The 24,826-nt window shown below is 60.8% G+C and carries 18 protein-coding genes; 12 read left to right on the top strand and 6 right to left on the bottom strand.

What is annotated here, in order from left to right:
* Window positions 1-45: 45 nt before the first annotated feature.
* The 4 genes from prpC (at window position 46) to prpD (ending at window position 7,074) form a co-directional block, all read left to right on the top strand.
* Window positions 46-1,173 carry a bifunctional 2-methylcitrate synthase/citrate synthase gene (prpC, locus tag BLU71_RS12650; RefSeq protein WP_083353231.1) on the top strand — a complete coding sequence of 376 codons (1,128 nt, stop codon included), beginning with the start codon at window positions 46-48 and terminating at the stop codon, window positions 1,171-1,173.
* A gap of 204 nt (window positions 1,174-1,377) precedes the next feature.
* Window positions 1,378-3,972 carry a Fe/S-dependent 2-methylisocitrate dehydratase AcnD gene (gene acnD, locus BLU71_RS12645; protein WP_083353230.1) on the top strand — a complete coding sequence of 865 codons (2,595 nt, stop codon included), beginning with the start codon at window positions 1,378-1,380 and terminating at the stop codon, window positions 3,970-3,972.
* Window positions 3,973-4,027: 55 nt separating this feature from the next.
* Window positions 4,028-5,218, top strand: coding sequence for a 2-methylaconitate cis-trans isomerase PrpF (gene prpF, locus BLU71_RS12640; RefSeq protein ID WP_083353229.1), 1,191 nt, complete (start codon window positions 4,028-4,030; stop codon window positions 5,216-5,218).
* 371 nt (window positions 5,219-5,589) lie between these two features.
* Window positions 5,590-7,074 carry a 2-methylcitrate dehydratase gene (gene prpD / locus BLU71_RS12635; RefSeq protein ID WP_083353228.1) on the top strand — a complete coding sequence of 495 codons (1,485 nt, stop codon included), beginning with the start codon at window positions 5,590-5,592 and terminating at the stop codon, window positions 7,072-7,074.
* A 111-nt stretch (window positions 7,075-7,185) separates the two neighbouring features.
* Here the strand turns inward: prpD and BLU71_RS12630 are convergent, their stop codons facing one another.
* The gene (locus BLU71_RS12630) at window positions 7,186-8,004 is read right to left on the bottom strand and encodes a pyruvate, water dikinase regulatory protein (protein WP_016773826.1); all 819 of its coding nucleotides are present in this window, start codon (window positions 8,002-8,004) and stop codon (window positions 7,186-7,188) included.
* 174 nt (window positions 8,005-8,178) lie between these two features.
* Between BLU71_RS12630 and ppsA the strand changes: the two genes are divergently transcribed.
* The 8 genes from ppsA (at window position 8,179) to BLU71_RS12590 (ending at window position 16,409) form a co-directional block, all read left to right on the top strand.
* A complete protein-coding gene (gene ppsA / locus BLU71_RS12625; protein WP_042608450.1) occupies window positions 8,179-10,554 on the top strand; it encodes a phosphoenolpyruvate synthase in 2,376 nt (791 codons plus the stop codon).
* Between the two features lie 184 nt (window positions 10,555-10,738).
* Entirely contained in the window at window positions 10,739-11,728 is a 990-nt protein-coding gene (locus tag BLU71_RS12620; RefSeq protein ID WP_065614907.1) for an alpha/beta fold hydrolase, read from the top strand.
* Between the two features lie 210 nt (window positions 11,729-11,938).
* Window positions 11,939-12,430, top strand: coding sequence for a ribonuclease E activity regulator RraA (rraA, locus tag BLU71_RS12615; RefSeq protein WP_064362859.1), 492 nt, complete (start codon window positions 11,939-11,941; stop codon window positions 12,428-12,430).
* A gap of 21 nt (window positions 12,431-12,451) precedes the next feature.
* A complete protein-coding gene (locus BLU71_RS12610) occupies window positions 12,452-13,447 on the top strand; it encodes a zinc transporter ZntB (protein ID WP_065614908.1) in 996 nt (331 codons plus the stop codon).
* Window positions 13,448-13,510: 63 nt separating this feature from the next.
* Window positions 13,511-13,759, top strand: a complete 249-nt coding sequence (locus tag BLU71_RS12605; protein ID WP_003223293.1) for a hypothetical protein — start codon at window positions 13,511-13,513, stop codon at window positions 13,757-13,759.
* 2 nt (window positions 13,760-13,761) lie between these two features.
* On the top strand, window positions 13,762-14,586 hold the full coding sequence (locus tag BLU71_RS12600) for a mechanosensitive ion channel family protein (RefSeq protein WP_016773831.1): 825 nt from the start codon (window positions 13,762-13,764) through the stop codon (window positions 14,584-14,586).
* A gap of 90 nt (window positions 14,587-14,676) precedes the next feature.
* Complete coding sequence (gene sigX / locus BLU71_RS12595) at window positions 14,677-15,267, top strand: RNA polymerase sigma factor SigX (RefSeq protein WP_016773832.1); 591 nt, start codon at window positions 14,677-14,679, stop codon at window positions 15,265-15,267.
* Between the two features lie 107 nt (window positions 15,268-15,374).
* Entirely contained in the window at window positions 15,375-16,409 is a 1,035-nt protein-coding gene (locus tag BLU71_RS12590) for an OmpA family protein (RefSeq protein ID WP_016773833.1), read from the top strand.
* A 28-nt stretch (window positions 16,410-16,437) separates the two neighbouring features.
* On the opposite strand, the gene cobA is transcribed toward BLU71_RS12590, so the two are convergent.
* From cobA to BLU71_RS12565, 5 genes are all read right to left on the bottom strand, one after another.
* Window positions 16,438-17,247, bottom strand: a complete 810-nt coding sequence (gene cobA / locus BLU71_RS12585; RefSeq protein ID WP_083353227.1) for a uroporphyrinogen-III C-methyltransferase — start codon at window positions 17,245-17,247, stop codon at window positions 16,438-16,440.
* Window positions 17,248-17,257: 10 nt separating this feature from the next.
* Window positions 17,258-19,972 (bottom strand): nitrate reductase, encoded by a 2,715-nt coding sequence (locus BLU71_RS12580; RefSeq protein ID WP_083353226.1) that lies wholly within the window; start codon window positions 19,970-19,972, stop codon window positions 17,258-17,260.
* Entirely contained in the window at window positions 19,972-20,289 is a 318-nt protein-coding gene (gene nirD, locus BLU71_RS12575; RefSeq protein WP_016773836.1) for a nitrite reductase small subunit NirD, read from the bottom strand. Before nirD ends, BLU71_RS12580 begins: the two co-directional genes overlap by 1 nt.
* A complete protein-coding gene (gene nirB, locus BLU71_RS12570) occupies window positions 20,286-22,739 on the bottom strand; it encodes a nitrite reductase large subunit NirB (protein ID WP_083353225.1) in 2,454 nt (817 codons plus the stop codon). Before nirB ends, nirD begins: the two co-directional genes overlap by 4 nt.
* Window positions 22,740-23,148: 409 nt before the next feature.
* Window positions 23,149-24,819: a bifunctional protein-serine/threonine kinase/phosphatase gene (locus BLU71_RS12565; RefSeq protein WP_083353224.1), complete on the bottom strand. Its 1,671-nt coding sequence runs from the start codon at window positions 24,817-24,819 to the stop codon at window positions 23,149-23,151.
* Window positions 24,820-24,826: the final 7 nt, after the last annotated feature.

Raw genomic sequence — 24,826 nt, 5'->3', positions numbered from 1 at the left:
CGTAATTGCAGATTCCCTAACAAATTCAAAAAATTGGAGATAGCAATGGCCGAAGCAAAAGTACTCAGTGGCGCCGGACTCCGGGGCCAGGTTGCCGGGCAAACCGCTTTGTCCACCGTGGGCCAGGCCGGTGCCGGGCTGACCTACCGCGGCTACGACGTGCGTGAACTGGCCGCCGACGCGCAATTTGAAGAAGTCGCCTATCTGCTGCTGTACGGCGAGCTGCCGACAAAAGCGCAACTGGGCGACTACCAAAGCAAGCTGAGCAAGCTGCGCGATCTGCCGCAAGCGCTTAAAGAAGTGCTTGAACGCATCCCCGCCGACGCGCATCCGATGGATGTGATGCGCACCGGTTGCTCGTTCCTCGGCAACATCGAGCCAGAGAAAGACTTCTCCGAGCAGCGCGACAAGACCGACCGTCTGCTCGCCGCGTTCCCGGCGATCATGTGCTACTGGTATCGCTTCAGCCACGACGGCAAACGCATCGATTGCGTCAGCGACGAGCCGACCATTGGCGGCCACTTCCTGCATTTGCTGCACGACAGGAAACCGAGCGAACTGCACGTCAAAGTCATGAACGTGTCGCTGATCCTCTACGCCGAGCACGAATTCAACGCCTCGACGTTCACCGCGCGCGTTTGCGCCTCGACGTTGTCGGATCTGTACTCGTGCGTCACGGCGGCGATCGGTTCGCTGCGCGGCCCGTTGCACGGCGGCGCCAACGAAGCGGCGATGGAAATGATCGAGCGCTTCTCGTCGCCGGAAGAGGCGATCAAGGGCACCCTCGGCATGCTCGAGCGCAAGGACAAGATCATGGGCTTCGGCCACGCGATCTATAAGGACAGCGATCCGCGCAACGAGGTGATCAAGGGCTGGTCGAAAAAACTCGCCGACGAGGTCGGTGACAAGGTGCTGTTTGCGGTTTCCGAAGCCATCGACAAGACCATGTGGGAACAGAAGAAGCTGTTCCCGAATGCCGATTTCTACCATGCCTCGGCGTATCACTTCATGGGCATCCCGACCAAGCTGTTCACACCGATCTTCGTCTGCTCGCGCCTGACCGGCTGGGCTGCGCACGTGTTCGAACAGCGTGCCAACAACCGCATCATCCGTCCAAGCGCCGAGTACACCGGCGTCGAACAGCGCAAGTTCGTGCCAATCGAACGTCGCTGAGTGGTGAGCTGACCCGATCCTTGAAACCACCGCAAATCCCTGTAGGAGTGAGCCTGCTCGCGATGACGGACTGACATTCAATATTGATGTCGACTGATCTACCGCTATCGCGAGCAGGCTCACTCCTAAAGGGGGACGGTGTGGATCTCAAGGTTGATGTCAGACCCCACCCTTTGAAACTACCGTGACCCGAGTCCTGACCCGATGAACACAGAATTCCGCAAAAACCTTCCCGGCACGCCGCTGGATTACTTCGACACCCGTGCGGCGGTCGAGGCGATTGCGCCCGGCAGCTATGACACCCTGCCGTACACCTCCCGCGTGCTGGCGGAAAACCTCGTGCGGCGCTGCGACCCGAGCACGCTGACCGCTTCGCTCAAGCAACTGATCGAACGCAAGCGCGATCTCGATTTTCCGTGGTTTCCGGCGCGGGTGGTCTGCCATGACATCCTCGGCCAGACCGCGCTGGTCGACCTCGCCGGTCTGCGTGACGCCATCGCGTTGCAGGGTGGTGATCCGGCGCAGGTCAACCCGGTGGTGCCGACGCAATTGATCGTCGACCACTCGCTGGCCGTCGAGGCGGGCGGTTTCGATGCCCAGGCCTTCGAGAAGAACCGCGCCATCGAAGACCGTCGCAACGAAGACCGTTTCCACTTCATCAACTGGACCAAAAAGGCCTTCAAGAACGTTGATGTGATCCCGCCGGGCAACGGCATCATGCACCAGATCAACCTGGAGAAAATGTCGCCGGTGATTCAGGTGCGCGAAGGCGTGGCGTTCCCCGACACGTGCGTCGGTACTGACAGCCACACCCCGCACGTCGATGCGCTGGGTGTGATCGCCATCGGTGTCGGCGGCCTCGAAGCCGAGAGCGTGATGCTCGGCCGCGCGTCGTGGATGCGCCTGCCAGAAAGCGTCGGCGTCGAACTGACCGGCAAGCTGCAACCGGGCATCACCGCCACCGACATGGTCCTGGCCCTGACCGAGTACCTGCGCAAGCAGAAAGTCGTCGGCGCCTGGCTGGAATTCTTCGGCGAAGGCGCGGCGGCGCTGACCCTCGGCGACCGCGCGACCATCTCCAACATGGCCCCGGAATACGGCGCCACGGCGGCGATGTTCTACATCGACCAGCAGACCATCGATTACCTGAAACTGACCGGTCGTGAAGATCAGCAAGTGCAGCTGGTCGAGCAATACGCCAAATTGACCGGGCTGTGGGCCGACAGTCTGAAAGGCGCGCAATACGAGCGTGGCCTGACCTTCGATTTATCCTCGGTGGTGCGCAACATGGCCGGCCCGAGCAATCCGCACGCCCGTGTTGCGGTCTCGGATCTGGCTGCCAAAGGCATCTCCGGCCAGTGGGATGATGTGCCTGGGCAAATGCCCGACGGCGCGGTGATCATCGCCGCCATCACCAGTTGCACCAACACCAGCAACCCGCGCAACGTCATCGCCGCTGGGCTCTTGGCGCGCAACGCCAACAAGCTCGGGCTGACGCGCAAGCCGTGGGTCAAATCCTCGCTGGCGCCGGGTTCGAAAACCGTGGCGCTGTACCTCGATGAAGCGGGGCTGACCACTGAACTTGAACAGCTCGGTTTCGGCGTCGTGGCGTTTGCCTGTACCACTTGCAACGGCATGTCCGGCGCTCTGGATCCGGTGATCCAGCAAGAGATCATCGACCGCGATCTGTATGCGACCGCCGTGCTGTCCGGCAACCGCAATTTCGACGGGCGCATTCACCCGTACGCCAAACAGGCGTTTCTCGCCTCGCCGCCGCTGGTGGTTGCTTACGCGATTGCCGGGACCATCCGTTTCGATATCGAGAAGGATGTGCTGGGCGTGGTCGATGGTCGGCAAATTCGCCTCAAGGACATCTGGCCGAGCGACGAAGAAATCGATGCGGTGGTGAAGTCGGCGGTCAAGCCTGAGCAGTTCCGTCAGGTCTATATCCCGATGTTCGCCGTGCATGAAGACACCGGGCCGAAAGTCGCGCCGCTGTACGACTGGCGCGAAATGAGCACCTACATCCGCCGTCCGCCGTACTGGGAAGGCGCACTGGCCGGCGCCCGCCCATTGAAAGGCATGCGCCCGCTGGCGGTGCTGCCGGACAACATCACCACCGATCACCTGTCGCCATCCAACGCGATCATGCTCGACAGCGCTGCCGGCGAATACCTGGCGAAAATGGGCTTGCCGGAAGAGGACTTCAACTCCTACGCCACCCACCGTGGCGACCACTTGACCGCCCAGCGTGCGACGTTCGCCAACCCGAAACTGTTCAATGAAATGGTCGTGGAAAACGGCAAGGTCAAGCAGGGTTCGCTGGCCCGCGTCGAGCCGGAAGGCAAAGTGATGCGCATGTGGGAAGCCATCGAAACCTACATGGAACGCAAGCAGCCACTGATCATCATCGCCGGCGCCGATTACGGTCAGGGTTCGTCCCGCGACTGGGCGGCGAAGGGCGTACGTCTGGCCGGTGTCGAGGCGATTGCCGCCGAAGGGTTCGAGCGTATTCACCGCACCAACCTGGTGGGCATGGGCGTGTTGCCGCTGGAATTCAAACCCGGCACCAACCGCCACACCCTGGCCATCGATGGCAGCGAAACCTACGACGTGATCGGTGCGCGCAAACCGCGTGCGGACCTGACGCTGGTGATTCATCGCAAGAACGGCGAGCGCGTGGAAGTGCCGGTGACCTGCCGTCTCGATACCGCTGAAGAAGTGTCGATCTACGAGGCGGGCGGCGTGTTGCAGCGCTTCGCTCAGGACTTCCTCGAAGGGTCGGCGGTAGCCGTTTAAACAGGTTCAGCGGCCAATGGGTGATCAGTCCCTTGGCCGCTTCAAAGGAGCAATCATGGCTCACGCACCACAGATCAAAATCCCTGCCACCTATATGCGCGGCGGCACCAGCAAAGGCGTGTTTTTCAGCCTCACTGATCTGCCCGAAGCCGCGCAGGTGCCCGGCCCGGCCCGCGATGCGTTGCTGCTGCGGGTGATCGGCAGCCCCGACCCGTACGACAAGCAGATCGACGGCATGGGCGGCGCGACGTCCAGTACCAGCAAAACCGTAATCCTGTCGAAGAGCACCCGCGCCGATCACGACGTCGATTACCTGTTTGGCCAAGTGTCCATCGACAAGCCGTTCGTGGACTGGAGCGGCAACTGCGGCAACCTCTCGGCCGCAGTCGGCTCGTTCGCCATCAGCAATGGTCTGGTCGACGCCAGCCGCATTCCGCACAACGGCGTGGCGGTGGTGCGCGTGTGGCAGGCCAACATCGGCAAGACCATCATCGCCCACGTGCCGATCACCAACGGCGAAGTGCAGGAAACCGGTGATTTCGAACTTGACGGCGTGACCTTTCCGGCGGCCGAAGTGCAGGTCGAATTCATGGATCCGGCGGCAGGGGAAGAGGGCGGCGGTGGCTCGATGTTCCCCACCGGCAATCTCGTCGATGAGCTGGAAGTGCCGGGTGTCGGCACGTTCAAGGCGACCATGATCAATGCCGGGATCCCGACAATTTTCGTCAACGCCGAAGACATCGGCTACACCGGCACCGAGCTGCAAGGCGCGATCAACGGCGATCCGAAAGCGCTGCTGATGTTCGAGACGATTCGTGCCTACGGTGCGTTGCGCATGGGCCTGATTTCCAATCTGGAAGAGGCAGCGAAACGGCAGCACACGCCGAAAGTCGCTTTTGTCGCCAAGCCTGCGGATTACGTGGCGTCGAGCGGTAAAGCGATTGCCGCGGGTGATGTGGATCTGCTGGTACGCGCGTTGTCGATGGGCAAACTGCACCACGCGATGATGGGCACGGCCGCGGTGGCGATCGGCACAGCGGCGGCGATTTCCGGCACGTTGGTCAATCTTGCTGCGGGTGGGATTGAACGCACTGCCGTGCGTTTCGGCCATCCGTCGGGAACGCTGCGTGTGGGCGCTGAGGCGACGCTGGAAAACGGCGAGTGGGTGGTGAAGAAGGCCATCATGAGCCGCAGTGCACGGGTGCTCATGGAAGGTTACGTCCGCGTGCCTGCTGACTCGTTCTGACTCGACATTTTACCCTCACCCCAGCCCTCTCCCAGAGGGAGAGGGGGCCGACCGAGGTGTCTTGCGTGGTACATCGACCTGAAAGACCGAGGCGATTATGGATTCAGCAGGAATCGGCGATCTGGGGCGAGGAAGAAGTATCTGCTGTGATTCGTCGACCACGCAGGTTGGCGATTATGGATTCAGCGATGGACTTTCAGGTCGGTGAACCTCCACAGCATCCCCCAATCGGTCCCCTCTCCCTCGGGAGAGGGCTAGGGTGAGGGGCTACCCTCTGACACAACACAAAGAAACCAGACATCACCAACCATAAACCAGCCAAGCCCTTGAGGAAGACCCAACCACTCATTTCCCCGAACAGGAGAACCACCATGAGCGCCAACGTCGACCTGAACAACCGCCCCGACTACGACCGTGTCCTGCAGGACATCGCCGATTACGTCCTCACCTTCAAGCCCGAATCCGCCGAAGCGCTGAACACCGCGCGCAACTGCCTGATGGACACGCTGGGCTGCGGTCTGCTGGCCCTGCGTTTTCCCGAATGCACCAAGCATCTTGGACCCATTGTCGAAGGCACGATTGTGCCGTTCGGTGCGCGAGTGCCCGGCACCAGTTATCGTCTCGATCCGGTCAAAGCTGCGTGGGACATCGGCTGCATCGTCCGCTGGCTCGATTACAACGACACCTGGCTCGCCGCCGAATGGGGCCATCCGTCGGACAACCTCGGTGCCATCCTCGCCGTGGCCGATCACCTGTCGCAGCAACGCATCGCCAACGGCGAAGCACCACTGACCCTTCGCGATGTGCTGGAAGCGATGATCATGGCCCACGAGATTCAAGGCGTGATCGCCCTGGATAACTCTTTCAACCGCGTAGGACTCGATCACGTCATTCTGGTGAAAGTCGCTTCAACCGCCGTCAGCGCCAGACTGATGGGAGCCAATCGCGAGCAGCTGTTGGCGGCGCTGTCCCATGCCTTCGCCGACGGTCAGGCGCTGCGCACCTATCGGCATGCGCCCAACGCCGGCTCGCGGAAATCCTGGGCGGCGGGGGATGCGGCGAGTCGCGGTGTAAGGCTGGCCGACATCGCCATGCGCGGCGAGATGGGCATTCCCGGGGTGCTGAGCGCGAAGCAATGGGGCTTTTATGACGTATCGTTCAGCCACACAAACAACGATCTGGCGCTCAAGTCCGAAGAGAAGCGCGCTTTCAGTTTTTCCCGGCCGTTCGGCAGTTACGTGATGGAAAACGTGCTGTTCAAGATCAGCTTCCCCGCCGAATTCCATGCGCAGACCGCCTGCGAGGCGGCGGTGACCTTGCATCCGCAGGTGCGCAATCGCCTGCACGAGATCGACCGCATCGTCATCACCACTCACGAATCGGCGATCCGCATCATTTCCAAGGTCGGCCCGCTGGCCAACGCTGCCGACCGCGATCATTGTCTGCAATACATGACCGCCGTGCCGCTGGCATTTGGCAACCTGGTGGCCGAGCACTACGAAGACGACTTCCACAAGGCGCACCCGATCATTGATGTGTTGCGCGAGAAAATGGTCATCGTCGAAGAACCACGGTTCACCCGCGAATACCTCGAAGCCGACAAACGCTCGATTGCCAATGCCGTGCAGGTGTTTTTCAAGGACGGCAGCAGCACCGAAAACGTGGTGGTGGAATACCCGATCGGCCATCGCCGCCGTCGCGCCGAAGGCATTCCGTTGCTGGAGGACAAGTTCAAGACCAACCTCGCCACCCGTTTCGCTGGCCAGCGCTGCGCTGAGATTTTTGCGCTGTGCGAGGATCAGGCGCGGCTTGAAGCCACGCCGGTGAATCGATTCATCGACCTGTTTGTGCTCTGACAGACCGCGTTATCGTTCTTCGCGAGCAGGCTCGCTCCCACAGTCGTTACGATGCAGGTCCATTGTGGGAGCGAGCCTGCTCGCGAAGGCGCCAGATCAGGCGACGCCGGACTACTTGAACCGCCGCTCAACCCCTTTCTCCACGAGAATCTTCGCCGAAATCTCTTCCACGGAAAAATGCGTGGAATTGATGTGCGGGATGTTCTCGCGACGGAACAGGTTTTCCACTTCGCGCACTTCGAATTCGCACTGGGCGTAGCTCGAATAGCGGCTGTTGGGCTTGCGCTCGTTGCGGATCGCGGTGAGGCGATCAGGGTCGATGGTCAGCCCGAACAGCTTGTGCTGGTGGGCGCGCAGGGCGGTTGGCAGGGTCAGGCGCTCCATGTCGTCTTCGGTGAGCGGATAGTTGGCCGCGCGGATGCCGAACTGCATGGCCATGTACAGACACGTCGGGGTTTTGCCGCATCGCGACACGCCCACTAGTATCAGATCGGCTTTGTCGTAATAGTGGGTGCGCGCGCCGTCATCGTTGTCGAGGGCGAAGTTCACCGCCTCGATGCGCTCCATGTAATTGGAGTTGTGCCCGATGGAGTGGGACTTGCCCACGGTGTAGGAAGAGTGCTCGGTGAGCTCCTGTTCGAGCGGCGCGAGGAAGGTCGAGAAAATGTCGATCATGAAACCATTGGACGTTGCGAGAATCTCACGAATGTCCTGATTGACGATGGTGTCGAAGATGATCGGCCGAAAGCCGTCGGTTTCAGCGGCTTTGTTGATTTGTTGTACCATGGCCCGCGCTTTTTCCACGCTGTCGATGTAGGGCCGCGTGAACTTGCTGAAGGTAATGTTTTCGAACTGCGCCAAGAGGCTTTGACCCAGGGTTTCGGCGGTAATGCCGGTGCCATCGGAGATGAAGAAAGCAGATCGTTTCATTTGCACCTTGGGCCTTAGACTAATGAGCATTCTTGGATATGATAGGCGCGATTTGCCGGCCGCCATTGGCCCGCATTCTCACTTATTTTCCAGGTCCAGGCCATACAACCGGCCGAGGCTCCCCCGGGCCGCCGGTTTCTGAGCTTTTCCAACACAGTTAGTGGAGAGATCACCTTGGTAGAGTACGTAGTTTCCCTCGATAAGCTCGGCAAACACGATGTTGAGCATGTGGGGGGCAAGAACGCATCCCTGGGCGAGATGATCAGTAACCTGGCAGGCGCCGGTGTTTCGGTCCCCGGCGGCTTCGCCACGACGGCTCAGGCCTATCGTGACTTCCTCGAACTGAGCGGCCTGAACGAGCAGATCCACAAGGCCCTCGACGCGCTCGACGTCGACGACGTCAATGCCCTGGCCAAGACCGGCGCACAGATCCGCCAGTGGATCATGGACGCCGAGTTCCCGGAAAAACTCAACACCGAGATCCGCACCGCGTTCGCCGCGCTGTCGGCCGGCAACCCTGACGTGGCCGTGGCCGTGCGTTCTTCCGCCACCGCCGAAGACCTGCCGGACGCTTCCTTCGCCGGTCAGCAGGAAACCTTCCTGAACATCCGTGGTGTGGAAAACGTTATCCGCGCCGCCAAAGAGGTGTTCGCCTCGCTGTTCAACGACCGTGCGATTTCCTACCGCGTGCACCAGGGCTTCGACCATAAACTGGTCGCGCTGTCAGCTGGCGTGCAGCGCATGGTACGTTCGGAAACCGGCACCGCCGGCGTAATGTTCACCCTCGATACCGAATCGGGTTTCCGTGACGTGGTGTTTATCACCGGCGCCTACGGCCTGGGCGAAACCGTCGTACAAGGCGCGGTCAACCCGGATGAATTCTATGTGCACAAAGGCACGCTGGAGGCCGGTCGTCCGGCCATCCTGCGTCGCAACCTGGGCAGCAAAGCCATCAAGATGATCTACGGCGACGAGGCCAAGGCCGGCCGTTCGGTCAAGACCGTCGACGTCGACAAGGCCGAACGCGCGCGTTTCTGCCTGACCGACGCCGAAGTCAGCGAGCTGGCCAAACAGGCGATGATCATCGAGAAGCACTACGGCTGCCCGATGGACATCGAGTGGGCCAAGGACGGTGACGACGGCAAGCTGTACATCGTCCAGGCGCGTCCGGAAACCGTGAAAAGCCGCACCCAGGCCAACGTCATGGAACGTTACCTGCTCAAGGAAACCGGCACTGTGCTGGTGGAAGGTCGGGCGATCGGCCAGCGCATCGGCGCCGGCAAAGTGCGGATCATCAAAGACGTTTCCGAAATGGACAAGGTCCAGCCGGGCGACGTGCTGGTCTCCGACATGACCGACCCGGACTGGGAACCGGTGATGAAGCGCGCCAGCGCCATCGTGACCAACCGTGGCGGGCGTACCTGCCACGCGGCGATCATCGCTCGCGAGCTGGGCATTCCGGCGGTGGTCGGTTGCGGCAACGCTACCCAATTGCTGAAGGATGGCCAGGGCGTGACCGTGTCCTGCGCCGAAGGCGATACCGGTTACATCTTCGAAGGCGAACTCGGTTTCGACATCAAGAAGAACTCCGTCGATGCCATGCCGGAGCTGCCGTTCAAGATCATGATGAACGTCGGCAACCCGGATCGCGCTTTCGACTTCGCGCAGCTGCCGAACGCCGGCGTCGGTCTGGCGCGTCTGGAATTCATCATCAACCGCATGATCGGCGTGCACCCGAAAGCGCTGTTGAACTACGACGGCCTGCCGCAGGACATCAAGGACAGCGTCGACAAGCGCATCGCCGGTTACAGCGACCCGGTCGACTTCTACGTCGACAAACTGGTGGAAGGCATCAGCACTCTGGCTGCTGCGTTCACGCCGAAAAAAGTCATCGTGCGCTTGTCGGACTTCAAGTCCAATGAGTACGCCAACCTGATCGGCGGCAAGCTCTACGAGCCGGAAGAAGAAAACCCGATGCTCGGCTTCCGTGGCGCTTCGCGTTACATCAGCGAATCGTTCCGCGACTGCTTCGAACTCGAATGCCGCGCGCTGAAGCGGGTGCGCAACGAGATGGGCCTGACCAACGTGGAAATCATGGTGCCGTTCGTCCGGACTCTCGGCGAAGCCAGCCAGGTGGTCGATCTGCTCGCCGAAAACGGCTTGAAGCGCGGCGAGAATGGTCTGCGCGTGATCATGATGTGCGAACTGCCATCCAACGCGATTCTGGCCGAGGAATTCCTCGAATTCTTCGACGGTTTCTCGATCGGCTCCAACGACCTGACCCAACTGACGCTGGGTCTGGACCGCGACTCGGGGATCATCGCTCACTTGTTCGACGAGCGTAATCCGGCGGTGAAGAAGCTGTTGGCCAACGCCATTCAGGCGTGCAACAAGGCCGGCAAGTACATCGGCATCTGCGGTCAGGGTCCTTCCGACCATCCGGATCTGGCCAAGTGGCTGATGGAACAGGGCATCGAAAGCGTGTCGCTGAACCCGGACACCGTGCTGGAAACCTGGTTCTTCCTCGCCGAAGGTCAGGCGCAGGCTTGATCAACATGTGAACGGGCCGCGTCCCTGTAGGAGTGAGCCTGCTCGCGATAGCGTCATGACAGTCAGCAGTGATTCGAATGACACACCGCCATCGCGAGCAGGCTCACTCCTACAAGGGGCCGGGCCTTGAGATTGAAGTAGGGCGGGCTCCATTGGATGCCGCCCTTTTTTGTGCAAGAGCATTATGCAAAGCAGCAGCAACCTGTTTCCTGTCGCGCTGATCAGCGCCGAGCGGCGCGGCGATCTGAGCGAAGACGTCTATCGATTGAAACCCGGCAATAGTCCGGACTGGTCCGTGGAGATCGCTGTCACCCGCCTGGGCATGGCCGATGACTCGGCGCCACGCGGCGTGCCGGTGATTCTCTTGCATGGCAGCTTTTCCAATCGGCGCTTCTGGTTTTCCCCCAAAGGCCTCGGGCTCGGCGCGTATCTGACGCGGCTGGGCTTCGACGTGTGGATCCCGGAAATGCGCGGTCACGGCCTGTCTCAGCGTAACGAAGACTACCGACGCAACCGCGTGGCCGATTATGCCCGCTACGACCTGCCGGCAATTGCCGCGTTTGTTCGCGAGCAGAGCGGTCAGATCCCGCACTGGATCGGCCATTCTCTGGGTGGCATCACTCTGGCGGCCGCACTCGGTGGGGAATACCTGGGCGAACCGGCAGTGGCCTCGGCGGCGTTTTTCGGCACGCAGGTCAGCCGTACCTATTGGCCACTGAAGATTCCACCGGTGGAGTGGGGCGGGCGCTTTATTCTCAAGCGCTTCGCGCAATTGTCCGGTTCACGTCTCAAACGTGGCCCGGAAGATGAGCCGATCGGTCTGGCCATCGAAAGCATGCGCTGGTACGGCTTGTTCGGCCGCTTTGGCGACAAGGACAAGGATTGGTGGGCCGGGCTCGCCGAGGTTCAGGTGCCGGTGCTGGCCGTGACGGCAGCGGGGGATCATCAGGATCCGGCCTGGGCCTGCCGCAAGCTGTTCGAGCAGATCGGCTCCGAGCACAAGCAGTTCATCAACCTGGGCCGTGAGCAAGGCTTCTCGGATAATTTCGGCCACGTCGAAATGCTGGTAAGCAAAGCAGCGCAGGCTGAGGTGTGGCCGCTGGTGGCGCGCTGGCTGAGCGATCAGCAGACACCGTTGCCGGGGCAGGCAGCGAATCTGGCCGCTGCCGTCTGAGGGGCGTTCCGTTCGGCCTGGCTTGCGGCTAAGATATGACGCATTGTGCGGTTCCGGTCATATTTCGTGACTGTTTAGCGATTACGTTTCAGGGTTTGTTCAGGTTGCGTCAGCGACCATGGCATGGACTAAGGTAAACAGCGACCGCCGGAACTCGTCTCATCAGCATGCGGCATCCTTGATCGTCTTCCTTTTTACAGGAGTTTTTCGATGGAACATTACCTTACGCCTGATCTGTGCGACGCCTACCCGGAGCTGGTGCAGGTGCTGGAACCGATGTTCAGCAATTTCGGCGGCCGTGATTCCTTCGGCGGCGAAATCGTGACCATCAAGTGCTTCGAAGACAACTCGCTGGTCAAGGCGCAGGCAGAACTGAGCGGTAAAGGCAAAGTGCTGGTGGTCGATGGCGGCGGTTCGCTGCGCCGCGCCCTGTTGGGCGACATGATTGCTGCCAAGGCCGCGCAGAACGGTTGGGAAGGGCTGGTCATCTACGGTTGCATCCGTGATGTCGACGTCATTGCGCAGACCGATCTCGGCGTGCAGGCGCTGGCCAGCCACCCGATGAAAACCGACAAGCGCGGCATTGGCGACCTCAACGTCCCGGTGACATTCGCCGGCGTGACGTTTCACCCGGGCCAGTACATTTATGCGGACAACAACGGCGTGATCGTTTCGCCGAGCCCGCTGAAAATGCCTGAATAAGATTTTCGACAAGGGATGCGGATGTTCGAGGAAGAAAACGCGCAGTGGGGGCTGGTGCATGCCCTGGTGCTGGATGGCAAGGGCGGTGCGCGTTCGATAGCCCGGACTGAACTCGACGATTTGCAACTGCAGGCCCATGAAAGCCTGTGGCTGCACTGGGATCGCAGCCATCCGCAGACCCGGACCTGGCTGCGCAAATCCAGCGGGCTCAATGAATTCACCTGTGATCTGCTGCTGGAAGAGAACACCCGGCCGCGGCTTTTGCCATTGCCGGACTCCGAGCTGCTGCTGTTTCTGCGCGGGGTCAATCTCAACCCGGGCGCCGAGCCGGAAGACATGGTCTCGGTGCGGATTTTTGCCTCCGCTCAGCGCGTGATTTCCCTGCGCTTGCGTCCGTTGCGCGCTACAGATGAGTTGCTGGCGCTGCTGGGGGAGGGCAAAGGGCCGAAAACCTCTTCTGAATTGATGCTGTATCTGGCGCAGTTCCTCACCAATAAAGTGCAGGATCTGGTCACGTGCCTGTCGGAAGTGGTCGATGAAGAGGAAGAAAAACTCGACGCCGACGAACGGTACACTCCCGAGCATGGCGCCATTTTGCACATCCGTCGCAGAGCGGCCGGGCTGAAGCGTTTTCTCGCGCCGCAGCGGGATATTTTCGGACAGCTGACGCGGATAAAACTGCCGTGGTTCGTCGAAGACGATGCCGACTACTGGAACGAATTGAACAACAGTCTGACCCGCTATCTCGAGGAGCTCGAACTGACCCGAGAGCGCGTGGGGCTTGTGCTGGAGGCCGAAGACCGGCGTTTGAGCGTGCACATGAATCGCACCATGTACCGCTTCGGCATCATTACCTGCATCTTTTTGCCGATGAGTTTCATCACCGGTCTGCTGGGTATCAATGTCGGCGGTATTCCGTTCGCCGAAAGCCCTTATGGTTTCCTGATTGCCTGCCTGACGGTGCTCGCCCTGGCGTTCGGCCAGTGGTGGTTGTTCCGCCGTTTGCGCTGGGTGTGAACATGGCGCATGTGACCCGAGCAAATCTGCCCGCGTCTTTCACAGACATCACGAGAGGTGCGTATGCACGATCCGTTTGAACAGTCTCTACGCGACATGCTCAACGCTTCGCCGTCCAGCCGCGACGACGATGCGTGCCTGGGCCGCGTACTCAAAACCGCCAACCGCCAGGTCGGCGCCGGTGATCTGTTCAGCCTGCTGGGCCGCTGGCTGCCCGCGCTGATGATCGCCCTGAACAATGGCTCGGCGCATGTCTCGCCGGTTTCCCGTCTTCGTAAAACCACTGCCCGCACTGCTGATAAGGCTGATTGAATATGGAACTTGATCTCTGGACTCAGAGCCTCGTCACTGCAATGACTGCGTTGTGGACCAAAGTCGCTAATTTCATTCCGAACCTGTTCGGCGCACTGGTCGTGCTGCTGCTGGGTTTCGTCGTGGCCAAACTGCTCGACACCTTGCTCTCGAAATTGCTCGCCAAACTGGGCCTCGATCGCCTGATGGGCGGCACCGGGTTGACCAAATTGATGTCGCGCGCCGGGCTGCAGGTGCCAATCTCGACATTGATCGGTAAAATCGTCTACTGGTTCGTTCTGCTGATTTTTCTGGTTTCCGCGGCAGAATCCCTTGGCCTTGAGCGAGTTTCAGCTACGCTGGACATGCTGGCGTTGTATCTGCCGAAGGTTTTCGGCGCCGCGCTGGTGCTGCTGGTCGGTGTCCTGCTGGCGCAATTGGCCAACGGACTGGTGCGCGGGGCGGCAGAAGGCGTAGGCCTGGACTACGCTTCCGGGCTGGGACGCATTGCGCAGGGGCTGGTGATCATCATCAGTATCTCGGTTGCGATCAGTCAGCTTGAGGTCAAGACTGACCTGCTGAACCATGTCATTGTCATCGTATTGATTACCGTTGGTCTGGCAGTTGCGCTGGCCATGGGATTGGGAAGCCGGGAAATCGCCGGTCAGATTCTTGCGGGAATCTATGTGCGTGAGCTGTACGAGGTTGGGCAACAAGTGCGTGTTGGCGAGGTCGAAGGCCAGATCGAAGAGATCGGCACGGTTAAAACCACATTGCTGACCGATGAGGGTGAGCTAGTCTCTCTCTCCAATCGGATCCTGCTGGAACAGCATGTGAGTAGCCGCTAAACCGGCAAACCCTGCTAATGTATGCCGCCGCAAAATGCCAGCCGAGGCTGGTTGTGGCGGACATTGACCTGACTGTCGGCACGACTTGTTTTGAATAAAGCCCAACCGCTATCCACGCGCTACGACCCCCGCGAGCTCTCTGATGAGGAGTTGGTCGCGCGCTCGCATACCGAGCTGTTTCACGTAACGCGCGCCTACGAAGAGTTGATGCGGCGTTACCAGCGAACATTATTTAACGTCTGCGCGAGATATCTTGGGAACGATCGCGACGCAGACGATGTCTGTCAGGAAGTGATGCTGAAGGTGCTGTACGGCCTGAAGAACTTCGAGGGGAAATCGAAGTTCAAAACCTGGCTTTACAGCATCACTTACAACGAATGCATCACGCAGTATCGGAAGGAACGGCGTAAGCGTCGCTTGATGGACGCTCTCAGTCTGGACCCTCTTGAAGAAGCGTCTGAAGAAAAGGCGCCGAAGCCGGAGGAGAAGGGTGGGCTTGATCGCTGGCTGGTGTATGTGAATCCGATTGACCGCGAAATTCTGGTGCTACGATTTGTCGCAGAGCTGGAGTTTCAGGAGATCGCAGACATCATGCACATGGGTTTGAGTGCGACAAAAATGCGTTACAAACGCGCTCTAGATAAATTGCGTGAGAAATTTGCAGGCATTGCTGAAACTTAGTTCAGCGCAAATATCTCTTACGTGTAGGCAAGTTCTGATAGACTTGCCGCCGAGTTGTCCCCCGGTTTGCGGGACTGCTTCACAATCACCAGATGGGGATTTAACGGATGAAACTGAAAAACACCTTGGGCTTGGCCATTGGTTCTCTGATTGCCGCCACTTCGTTCGGCGCTCTGGCACAAGGCCAAGGCGCAGTTGAAATCGAAGGCTTCGCTAAGAAAGAACAATTCGACAGCGCTCGTAACTTCAAGAACAACGGCAACCTGTTCGGCGGTTCGATCGGTTACTTCCTGACCGACGACGTTGAACTGCGTCTGGGCTACGACGAAGTGCACAACGTACGTGCCGACGATGGCAAGAACGTCAAAGGCGCTAACACCGCTCTGGACGCTCTGTACCACTTCAACAACCCAGGCGACATGATTCGTCCATACGTTTCGGCCGGTTTCTCTGACCAGAGCATCGACCAGAACGGTTCGAACGGTCGTAACCGTTCCACCTTCGCCAACGTTGGCGGCGGTGCCAAGCTGTACTTCACCGAGAACTTCTACGCCCGTGCCGGCGTTGAAGCTCAGTACAACATCGACCAGGGCGACACCGAGTGGGCTCCTAGCGTCGGTATCGGTGTGAACTTCGGTGGCGGCTCCAAACCAGCTGCTGCTCCAGTTCCAGCACCTGCTGAAGTCTGCTCCGACAGCGACAACGATGGCGTTTGCGACAACGTTGACAAGTGCCCGGACACCCCAGCCAACGTAACCGTTGACGCTGATGGCTGCCCAGCAGTTGCTGAAGTTGTTCGTGTTGAGCTGGACGTGAAATTCGACTTCGACAAGTCGGTAGTCAAGCCTAACAGCTACGGCGACATCAAAAACCTGGCTGACTTCATGAAGCAGTACCCATCCACCACCACTACTGTTGAAGGTCACACTGACTCCGTCGGTCCTGACGCTTACAACCAGAAACTGTCCGAGCGTCGTGCAAACGCCGTTAAGCAGGTTCTGACCAACCAGTACGGTGTTGAATCGTCCCGCGTTCAGTCTGTTGGCTACGGCGAATCCCGCCCAGTTGCTGACAACAAAACTGACGCTGGCCGCGCTGTAAACCGTCGCGTAGAAGCGCAGGTTGAAGCTCAAGCTAAGTAATTAGCTGCCGCTCATGGAAAAGCCCGGCTCAGGCCGGGCTTTTCTTTGTCCGCGATTTGGCTTGGACGATTGCGCCGTACGCCGTGTAGGAGCTGCCGCAGGCTGCGATCTTTTGCTCTTCAACAACTGCCGCAACAGCCGCCACCGCACCAATCACCAGAATCGCCGGGCTCTTCAACTCGAACGCTGAAGCATCCTCAGCCATCGCGCTCAGATCACTGCGACACTCCCGCTGATGCGCCAACGAGGCATTTTCGATCATCGCCACCGGCGTATCCGCCGCCATCCCTCCCGCCAACAGCTGGTCGCGAATCTCGCCCAGTTTGGCCACCCCCATATAGATCACCAGCGTCGTCGCGCCTTGCGCCAACGCCTGCCAGTTCAACTGGCTGTCATCCTGGGTGTGCGCGGTCACCAACGTCACCCCGCGCGCCACGCCCCGCAACGTCAGCGGAATATCGCACTGTGTCGCCCCGGCCAGCCCGGCGGTGATGCCGTTGACCAGTTCCACTTCAACACCGCGCTCGCGCAACCACTGCGCTTCTTCACCACCCCGCCCGAAAATGCACGGGTCGCCGCCCTTGAGCCGCACCACGCATTTACCCTGATGGGCATAACGCAGCATCAACCGATGGATAAATGCCTGCGGTGTCGAGCGGCAGCCGCCGCGTTTGCCGACGGCAATGACCCGTGCATCGGGGCAGTGCTCCAGTACCGCGTCATTGACCAGATCATCGATCATCACCACATCGGCTTCGCGCAGCGCGCGCACTGCCTTGAGCGTCAGCAATTCCGGATCGCCAGGGCCAGCGCCCACCAGCCAGACTTTCGCATTCATGGTGTTGTCCTCATTGAATGACCGCGACCGGCCGCGCTTCGGCAGCCAGCAGACGCTTGATTTCCGGCACGCAGGAACCGCATTGCGTACCGCATCGGAGAGTTTTTTTCAGGCCTTGCAGATCCAGGCCCTGGCGGATGCCGGCGCAGACTGCGTTGAGGCTGACGTTTTCGCAATTGCACAGCGTCTTGTCAGTCGCGATGGCGCCGACAGCGCCCGGCGGTGCGCTCATTGGCGCGAGGAGCCAGCGCCGCAGTTGCTGGTCGGCGCGGCCCTCCAGCCAAAGGCTCTGCAGCCAGTGCTGCGCAAGGGTTTCGCCGGCCAGGCGAATGGCGGTGATACGGCCATTTTCGATGCGCACCCGCTTGCCTATAGCGCGACGCGGATCGTCGTAAGCCAGAACCGGGCCATCCAGCAGCGACAGGCACCGGTCGATCTCGCCCAGCAACAGTGGATCGGGCGCCTCGGCGTGTGCCGCGCGTATCAGCAACGCCGGCCGCTCCCGACCGACAAGGCTGAGGCTGACGTAGGAAAACGCCTCGCACAGCGGTCGTAGCGTCTCGAAATGCCGTTGAACATCACCCTCGATCAGAGCGAACAGTTGCCATGGCAGGTTGACTGCCTCCAGACGCACGCCGCTGTGCTTGAGCTCGGGTTGCTTGGACAGCGGATCGAATGCCGGCTGGGTCAGGTTGTTAACGCCGCCCTTGAGATAACGGTCACCCCAATGCATCGGCAAAAATGCCTGGCCCGGACGCACGCTGTCATCGCTGCCGACCGCGACAACCACGGCACCACGACGGCTTTTCAGATTGATCAGATCGCCGGGCTGCAAACGATGCCGGCGCATCTCGTCCGGGTGCAGGCTCAGCACGGCTTCGCTGACGTGACCGAACAACTGCGCCGCGGTGCCAGTGCGGCTCATGCCGTGCCACTGGTCGCGCAGGCGCCCGGTGATCAGGGTCAGCGGGAAGCGCGCATCGCGTTGTTCCCTGGCGGCGCGATACGGCTCGGCAATGAACTGCGCGCGGCCATTGGCAGTGGGAAAAATGCCGTCGCCGTACAAGCGTGGCGTGCCTTGGCGGGCGCCGGCGGGGAAGGGCCATTGCTGCGGGCCGATCTCGTCGATCAACGCATGACTGATGCCGGAAAGGTCCAGGTCGCGGCCCTGGGTCAGCCATTTGAATTCATCGAACAACTGCGAAGGCTGGTCGAAGGCGAACAGGCTCGGCTGCTGAGGACGCAGACGTTTCTCCAGACGCCGTGCGAAATCCACGGTAATTGCCCAGTCCGGCCGCGCTTCGCCCGGTGCGACAACCGCTTTGCGTACGTGGGAAATGCGCCGCTCGGAGTTGGTCACCGAGCCTTCCTTCTCGCCCCAACTGGCGGCGGGCAATAAAAGGTCGGCGAACGCGGCGGTCTCGGTGGTGCGAAAGGCTTCCTGCAATACCACAAAGGGACAGGCCTCAAGCGCTGCGCGAACTGCGCTCTGATCCGGCATCGATTGCGCCGGGTTGGTACAGGCAATCCACAGCGCCTTGATCTTGCCGCTGCGCAGGTTTTCGAACAGTTCGATGGCGCTCAGCCCCGGCGCCTCAGGCAAGCTTTCCACGCCCCAATATGCCGCCACCTCGGCGCGATGTTCGGGGTTGGCGGCGTCGCGATGGCCCGGTAGCAGGTTGGACAGACTGCCGGTTTCCCGCCCACCCATGGCGTTTGGCTGACCGGTGAGGGAGAAAGGTCCTGCACCGGGACGGCCGATTTGCCCGGTGGCCAGGTGCAGGTTGATCAGCGCGCTGTTTTTCGCGCTGCCGGCGCTGGACTGGTTCAGGCCCATGCACCACAGCGACAGGAAGCTCGGCGCGGTGCCGACCCATTCCGCGCATTGCTGCAACTGCTCGATGCTGATGCCGCACAGCTGCGAAACCATCTGCGGGGTGTAGTCGCGCACCAGCGTTTTAAGTTCGCCGAGGCCTTCGGTGTGCGCCTTGATGAAATCGCGATCGACCCAGTCTTCCCACAGCAGCAGATGCAAAATCCCATGAAACAAAGCGACATCGGTGCCCGGAAGAATCGCCAGATGCAGGTCAGCCAAATCGCATGTGTCGGTGCGACGCGGGTCAATGACGATGACTTTCATCTGCGGACGACGGGATTTGGCTTCTTCCAGTCGACGGAAAAGTACCGGATGGGCGTAGGCCATGTTACTGCCGACGATCATCACGCAGTCGCTCAGTTCCAGATCTTCGTAACTGCATGGCGGTGCGTCAGCGCCGAGGCTGCGTTTGTAGCCGACCACCGCCGAGGACATGCACAGCCGCGAATTGCTGTCGATATTGTTGGTGCCGACCAGCGCCCGCGCGAGTTTGTTGAAGGCGTAGTAGTCCTCGGTGAGCAACTGCCCGGAAATGTAGAACGCTACGCTGTCCGGGCCGTGTGCGGTGATGGTTTCGGCAAACACGTTGGCGGCGTGTTCCAGTGCGCTGTCCCAGTCAGTACGGCTGCGCGCCAGGCCTTTGCCCAGACGCAGTTCCGGGTACAAGGCGCGGGCGGCGAGGTCGCCGGTCAGGTGCAGCGTCGAGCCTTTGCTGCACAGTTTGCCGAAGTTGGCCGGGTGCGCCGGATCGCCGCTGACGCCGAGGATGCGCTCGCCGTCATGCTCGATCAGCACGCCGCAGCCGACCCCGCAGTAACAGCAGGTCGAGGCGGTCGTCTGGCGGTTCATCAGATGGCGTCCCGCAGGGCCAGTTGCACCCGACCGTTCTCGACTCGCGCCGGATGGTGGTGGGCACAGCCGATATCCGGTGCCTGGGCTTCGCCGGTTTCGAGGTCGATCTGCCAGTTGTGCAGCGGGCACGCCACACGTTTGCCGTAGATCAGGCCTTGCGACAGCGGCCCGCCCTTGTGCGGGCAACGGTCATCAAGGGCGAAAACCTCATCGTCGCTTGTACGAAAAATCGCGATGTCACCTTTCGGCCCGGCAATGATCCGCGATCCGAGGGCGTTGATCTCTTCTAGCGCGCAGATATCGAGCCAGTTCATGCCGGCACCTCCAGGTTTTTCACAGGGATCACGTCGAATTCTTTCTTCAGTTGCGGCTGCGCCAGGCGTTCTTTCCATGGGTCCTGTTCGAACGACAGGGAGAATTGCAGGCGCTCGTTCAAGGCCTTGCGCCGCTCGGCGTCTTCGAGCACGTTGTTCTTGATGTGCTCCATGCCGACCCGTTGCAGGTAGTGCACGGTGCGCTCGAGGTAGAAGGCTTCTTCGCGGTAGAGCTGCAGGAACGCGCCGTTGTATTCGCGGACTTCTTCGGCGGTTTTCAGTTTGACGAAGAACTCGGCGACTTCGGTCTTGATCCCGCCGTTGCCACCGATGTACATCTCCCAGCCGGAGTCGACGCCGATAATTCCTACGTCCTTGATGCCCGCTTCCGAGCAGTTGCGAGGGCAACCGGACACAGCCAGCTTCACTTTGTGCGGCGACCACATGTTGAACAGGTCGTGCTCGAGCTCGATGCCCAGTTGCGTCGAGTTCTGTGTACCGAAGCGGCAGAATTCGCTGCCGACGCAGGTTTTCACCGTGCGGATGGATTTGCCGTAGGCGTGGCCGGACGGCATGTCGAGGTCTTTCCAGACGCCGGGCAGGTCCTGCTTCTTGATCCCCAGCAAGTCAATGCGCTGACCGCCGGTGACCTTGACCATCGGCACGTTGTACTTATCGGCCACATCAGCGATGCGCCGCAGTTCCGACGGGTTGGTCACGCCGCCCCACATCCGTGGCACCACCGAATAGGTGCCGTCCTTCTGGATGTTGGCGTGGGCGCGTTCGTTGATCAGGCGCGATTGCGGATCGTCCTTGGCTTCGCCGGGCCAGGTGGAAATCAGGTAATAGTTGAGCGCCGGGCGGCAGGTCGCGCAGCCGTTCGGCGTGCGCCAGTTGAGGTAGCTCATGGTCTCGGCGATGGTCACCAGATGTTCCTGGCGGATCGCCTGGCGAATCTGCCCGTGGTTGAGATCGCTGCAACCGCAGATGGCTTTTTCGCTTTTCGGTTTGACGTCCGCCGCGCCACCCACGGTATTGATCAGGATCTGCTCGACCAGCCCGGCGCAGGAACCGCAGGAGCTGGCGGCCTTGGTGTGTTTTTTCACTTCATCGACGCTGAACAGACCGTGTTCCTGAATGGCCTTGACGATGGTGCCCTTGCACACACCATTGCAGCCGCAGACTTCGGCGCTGTCCGCCATGACCATGGCTTTGTCCTGGCCCTGATGTCCTACGTCGCCTAAAGCGTTTTCGCCGAACATCAAGTGATCGCGGATCTCACCGATGGCGTGATTCTCACGAATCTGCCGGAAATACCAACCGCCATCTGCCGTATCGCCGTACAGACAAGCGCCGACCAGCACGTCATCCTTGATCACCAGTTTTTTGTACACGCCGCCGATCGGGTCCGAGAGGGTGATGGTCTCGGTGCCTTCGCCGCCCATGAAGTCGCCGGCGGAAAACAGGTCGATACCGGTGACTTTCAATTTGGTCGAAGTCACCGAACCTTGATAGCGAGCGAAGCCGAGTTGAGCGAGGTGGTTGGCGCAGACCTTGGCCTGTTCGAACAACGGCGCAACCAGGCCGTAGGCGATGCCGCGATGGCTGGCGCATTCGCCGATCGCGTAGATGCGCGGGTCGTAGGTTTGCAGGGTGTCGTTGACCAGAATCCCGCGATTGCACGGGATGCCGGCCTTTTCCGCCAGTTCCGTGTTGGGGCGGATGCCAGCGGCCATCACCACCAGATCCGCAGGGATGATGTCGCCGTTCTTGAACTGCACCGAGCCGACCCGGCCATTGCCGGCGTCGTGCAGGGCCTGGGTCTGTTCGCACAGGCGGAAATGCAGGCCACGGGATTCCAGCGCTGATTGCAGCAACTGGCCGCTGGTCTTGTCCAGTTGCCGCTCCAGCAGCCATTCCCCGAGGTGCACCACGGTGACGTGCATGCCGCGCAGCATCAGGCCGTTGGCCGCTTCGAGGCCGAGCAGACCGCCGCCGATGACCACGGCGTGTTTGTGGGTCCTGGCGGTGTCGATCATGGCCTGGGTGTCGGCAATGTCGCGGTAGCCGATCACGCCCTGCAAAGTGTTGCCGGGGATTGGCAGAATGAACGGGGTCGAGCCGGTGGCGATCAGCAGGCGATCGTATTCGGCCTCGGTGCCGTCCTCGGCGATTACCCGGCGTTTGACCCGGTCGATCTCCACGACTTTGCGGTTGAGCAGCAACTTGATGTTGTTTTCCAGGTACCAGTCGAGGTCGTTGAGGACGATCTCTTCGAATGTCTGCTCACCGGCCAGCACCGGCGACAGCAGGATGCGGTTGTAGTTGGTGTGCGGTTCGGCGCCGAAGACGGTGATGTCGTAGAGTTCGTCGCTCAGCTTGAGCAGTTCTTCCAGGGTACGCACCCCGGCCATGCCGTTGCCGATCATCACCAGTTTGAGTTTTTTCATCAGGTTCTCCGGGAGCTGCGGCTGGCCTCTGGGGGCCGTCGGGCCTTGCTCGACAAATTTCGCGCAAACAAAAAAAGGCGTCCCGCTAGTTGCCTAGCGAGGACGCCTTTGTCCTGGTCCCGTTCTCTCGGGAAGCGCAGCCTTCGTCGTTGAAGGTTGGGCTTTATGTGTGGTGATTGGGGTAATGCAGTGGTTGTGCCAACTTGGGGATGCGCGGATTTATTGGGCTTTTCCTACAGCTCACGTACGTTTTCTGCACCGAATCGAGGCGTGTTGCTCGTTCGTGGCGCTTTATCTACGGAGGGTTTGCGCTGCCAGGTCTGGCGCCATCGCGAGCAGGCTCACTCCTACAGGGGAACGCATTCCAAATTGTAGGAGTGAGCCTGCTCGCGATCGCCGCAACACGGTCTCAGCCATGAAACAACAAAACCAGCAGCACGATATTCCCCAGCAACGCCACCAAGGCCATGCTCCGCCAGACCTTCAATGGCTCCCGCTCCAGTAAAGGCCGGGGTCGCACGCTCAGGCTGCGGCGCTCACCCTGTTCCAGCACCAGCAACCACTCTTCAGCGGTTTCAAAGCGTTGCTGCGGATCGGCTGCGACGCCGCGTTCCAGGCTCTGCGCCAGCCATTCCGGCAAGTCCGGTCGATAGCGACTGGCACTGACCGGCACGCCAAACCGGGGCCGCTGGAAAGCTTCGATCTCGCCGTAGGGAAAATGCCCGGTGAGCAGGTAATAAAGGGTGACGCCAACTGAATACAAATCCTGCTGTGAATTCGGTGGTTCGCCGCGAAACGCTTCCGGAGCAATGAAGCTTGGCGTTCCCGGCAATGTCGCCGGCGCGTCTTCCGACAAGCCCGGGCAATAAGCCAGCCCGAAATCCAGCAAGCGCAGCTCGCCATCATCACCCAGCAGGAGATTTTCCGGTTTGATATCGCGGTGCAGAATTTGCCGCCGATGCAACAGCCCCACCGCGCGCAGCAGGCGCTCGGCGATGTCCTGCCATTGCGCCAATGGCAGCGGGCCGCCGTGTTGAAACGCTACGGCCAACGTCGTCCCGGCATATTCGCGCATCACGTAGTACAAATGCTGACGCTGGGTGCAGGCATGGATTTGCGGAAAATGCCGGCCTGCCACGCGCTTGAGGAACCATTCCTCGGACAGCAGCGCTTGCCCGGCCTGTGGATCGTCGGCCAGGCGCGTCGGCAAGGTCTTCAACAGCCACGGCTGGCCATGACCATCGAGCACGCGATACAGCAGCGATTGCTGGCTCTGGCCGACGATGCTCTGCACCTGCCAGCCTTCGAAAGCTTGTCCGGGTTTCAGCGCTGGCGGCAGCGGCCATTGCTGCAGTTGCACCAGCGCATCGCCGATGTTCGATTCGCCCAGCGCATCGACGCGCACCAGCAGGGCACTGGCGTTGTCCTGACTGCCGGCCAGATGCGCGGCGTTGACCAGAGTGTGCGCCGCGCTGTGCAGATCCGGCTGATCACGCAGAACCGCCGCGATTGCGGTATCGCCCAAGGTCGACCAGACGCCGTCGCTGAGCAGCACGAAGCTTTCGCCCTCACGCAGTTCGCCGTCGAGGAAGTCCAGCACCAGATGCTGATCGAGCCCGAGCGCACGTTTGAGCACATGCTGCATGCCCGGTTGCTCCCAGACGTGATCCTCGCTGATGCGCTGCAACCGCTCGGCATGCCAGCGATAGACCCGGCAATCGCCGACATGCGCGAGGGTGAAGCGCCGACCGCGCATCACCAGCGCGCTGACCGTGGTCAGCAGCGGTTGCCCGCCGCCATTGGCCTGCAGCCAGCGGTTTTGCGCGAGCAGCAATCGATCCAGCGCCTGGGCCACGCTCCAGGTTTCCGGCGTGGCGTAGTAGTCCAGTGCCAGCGCCTGCAAGGTCGAACGCGCGGCGAGGCCGCCGTCGGCGCATTGACTGACGCCGTCGGCGATGGCGAACAGAAAGCCCTTGCTCAGCGCCAAGGCCGGCGCCGGTGTCACCGAACGCAGGGCGTCCTGATTCTCCGCGCGCGGGCCGGTGGCGCTGGCTTCGGCGAAACTCAGTTGCAGGGCCATTGAAGCC

Origin of the sequence: Pseudomonas moraviensis, from assembly GCF_900105805.1 — a bacterium.
Taxonomy (GTDB): domain Bacteria; phylum Pseudomonadota; class Gammaproteobacteria; order Pseudomonadales; family Pseudomonadaceae; genus Aquipseudomonas; species Aquipseudomonas moraviensis_A.
Note: the sequence above shows the minus strand (reverse complement) of the source record. Positions and strands in the feature narration are given on the sequence as shown.

Coding starts and splice junctions, on each gene's coding strand:
- prpC (WP_083353231.1), top strand. CDS start 46: ATGGCCGAAGCAAAAGTACTCAGTGGCGCCGGACTCCGGGGCCAGGTT.
- acnD (WP_083353230.1), top strand. CDS start 1,378: ATGAACACAGAATTCCGCAAAAACCTTCCCGGCACGCCGCTGGATTAC.
- prpF (WP_083353229.1), top strand. CDS start 4,028: ATGGCTCACGCACCACAGATCAAAATCCCTGCCACCTATATGCGCGGC.
- prpD (WP_083353228.1), top strand. CDS start 5,590: ATGAGCGCCAACGTCGACCTGAACAACCGCCCCGACTACGACCGTGTC.
- BLU71_RS12630 (WP_016773826.1), bottom strand. CDS start 8,004: ATGAAACGATCTGCTTTCTTCATCTCCGATGGCACCGGCATTACCGCC.
- BLU71_RS12620 (WP_065614907.1), top strand. CDS start 10,739: ATGCAAAGCAGCAGCAACCTGTTTCCTGTCGCGCTGATCAGCGCCGAG.
- rraA (WP_064362859.1), top strand. CDS start 11,939: ATGGAACATTACCTTACGCCTGATCTGTGCGACGCCTACCCGGAGCTG.
- BLU71_RS12610 (WP_065614908.1), top strand. CDS start 12,452: ATGTTCGAGGAAGAAAACGCGCAGTGGGGGCTGGTGCATGCCCTGGTG.
- BLU71_RS12605 (WP_003223293.1), top strand. CDS start 13,511: ATGCACGATCCGTTTGAACAGTCTCTACGCGACATGCTCAACGCTTCG.
- BLU71_RS12600 (WP_016773831.1), top strand. CDS start 13,762: ATGGAACTTGATCTCTGGACTCAGAGCCTCGTCACTGCAATGACTGCG.
- BLU71_RS12590 (WP_016773833.1), top strand. CDS start 15,375: ATGAAACTGAAAAACACCTTGGGCTTGGCCATTGGTTCTCTGATTGCC.
- cobA (WP_083353227.1), bottom strand. CDS start 17,247: ATGAATGCGAAAGTCTGGCTGGTGGGCGCTGGCCCTGGCGATCCGGAA.
- BLU71_RS12580 (WP_083353226.1), bottom strand. CDS start 19,972: ATGAACCGCCAGACGACCGCCTCGACCTGCTGTTACTGCGGGGTCGGC.
- nirD (WP_016773836.1), bottom strand. CDS start 20,289: ATGAACTGGCTCGATATCTGCGCGCTAGAAGAGATCAACGCCCTCGGA.
- nirB (WP_083353225.1), bottom strand. CDS start 22,739: ATGAAAAAACTCAAACTGGTGATGATCGGCAACGGCATGGCCGGGGTG.
- BLU71_RS12565 (WP_083353224.1), bottom strand. CDS start 24,819: ATGGCCCTGCAACTGAGTTTCGCCGAAGCCAGCGCCACCGGCCCGCGC.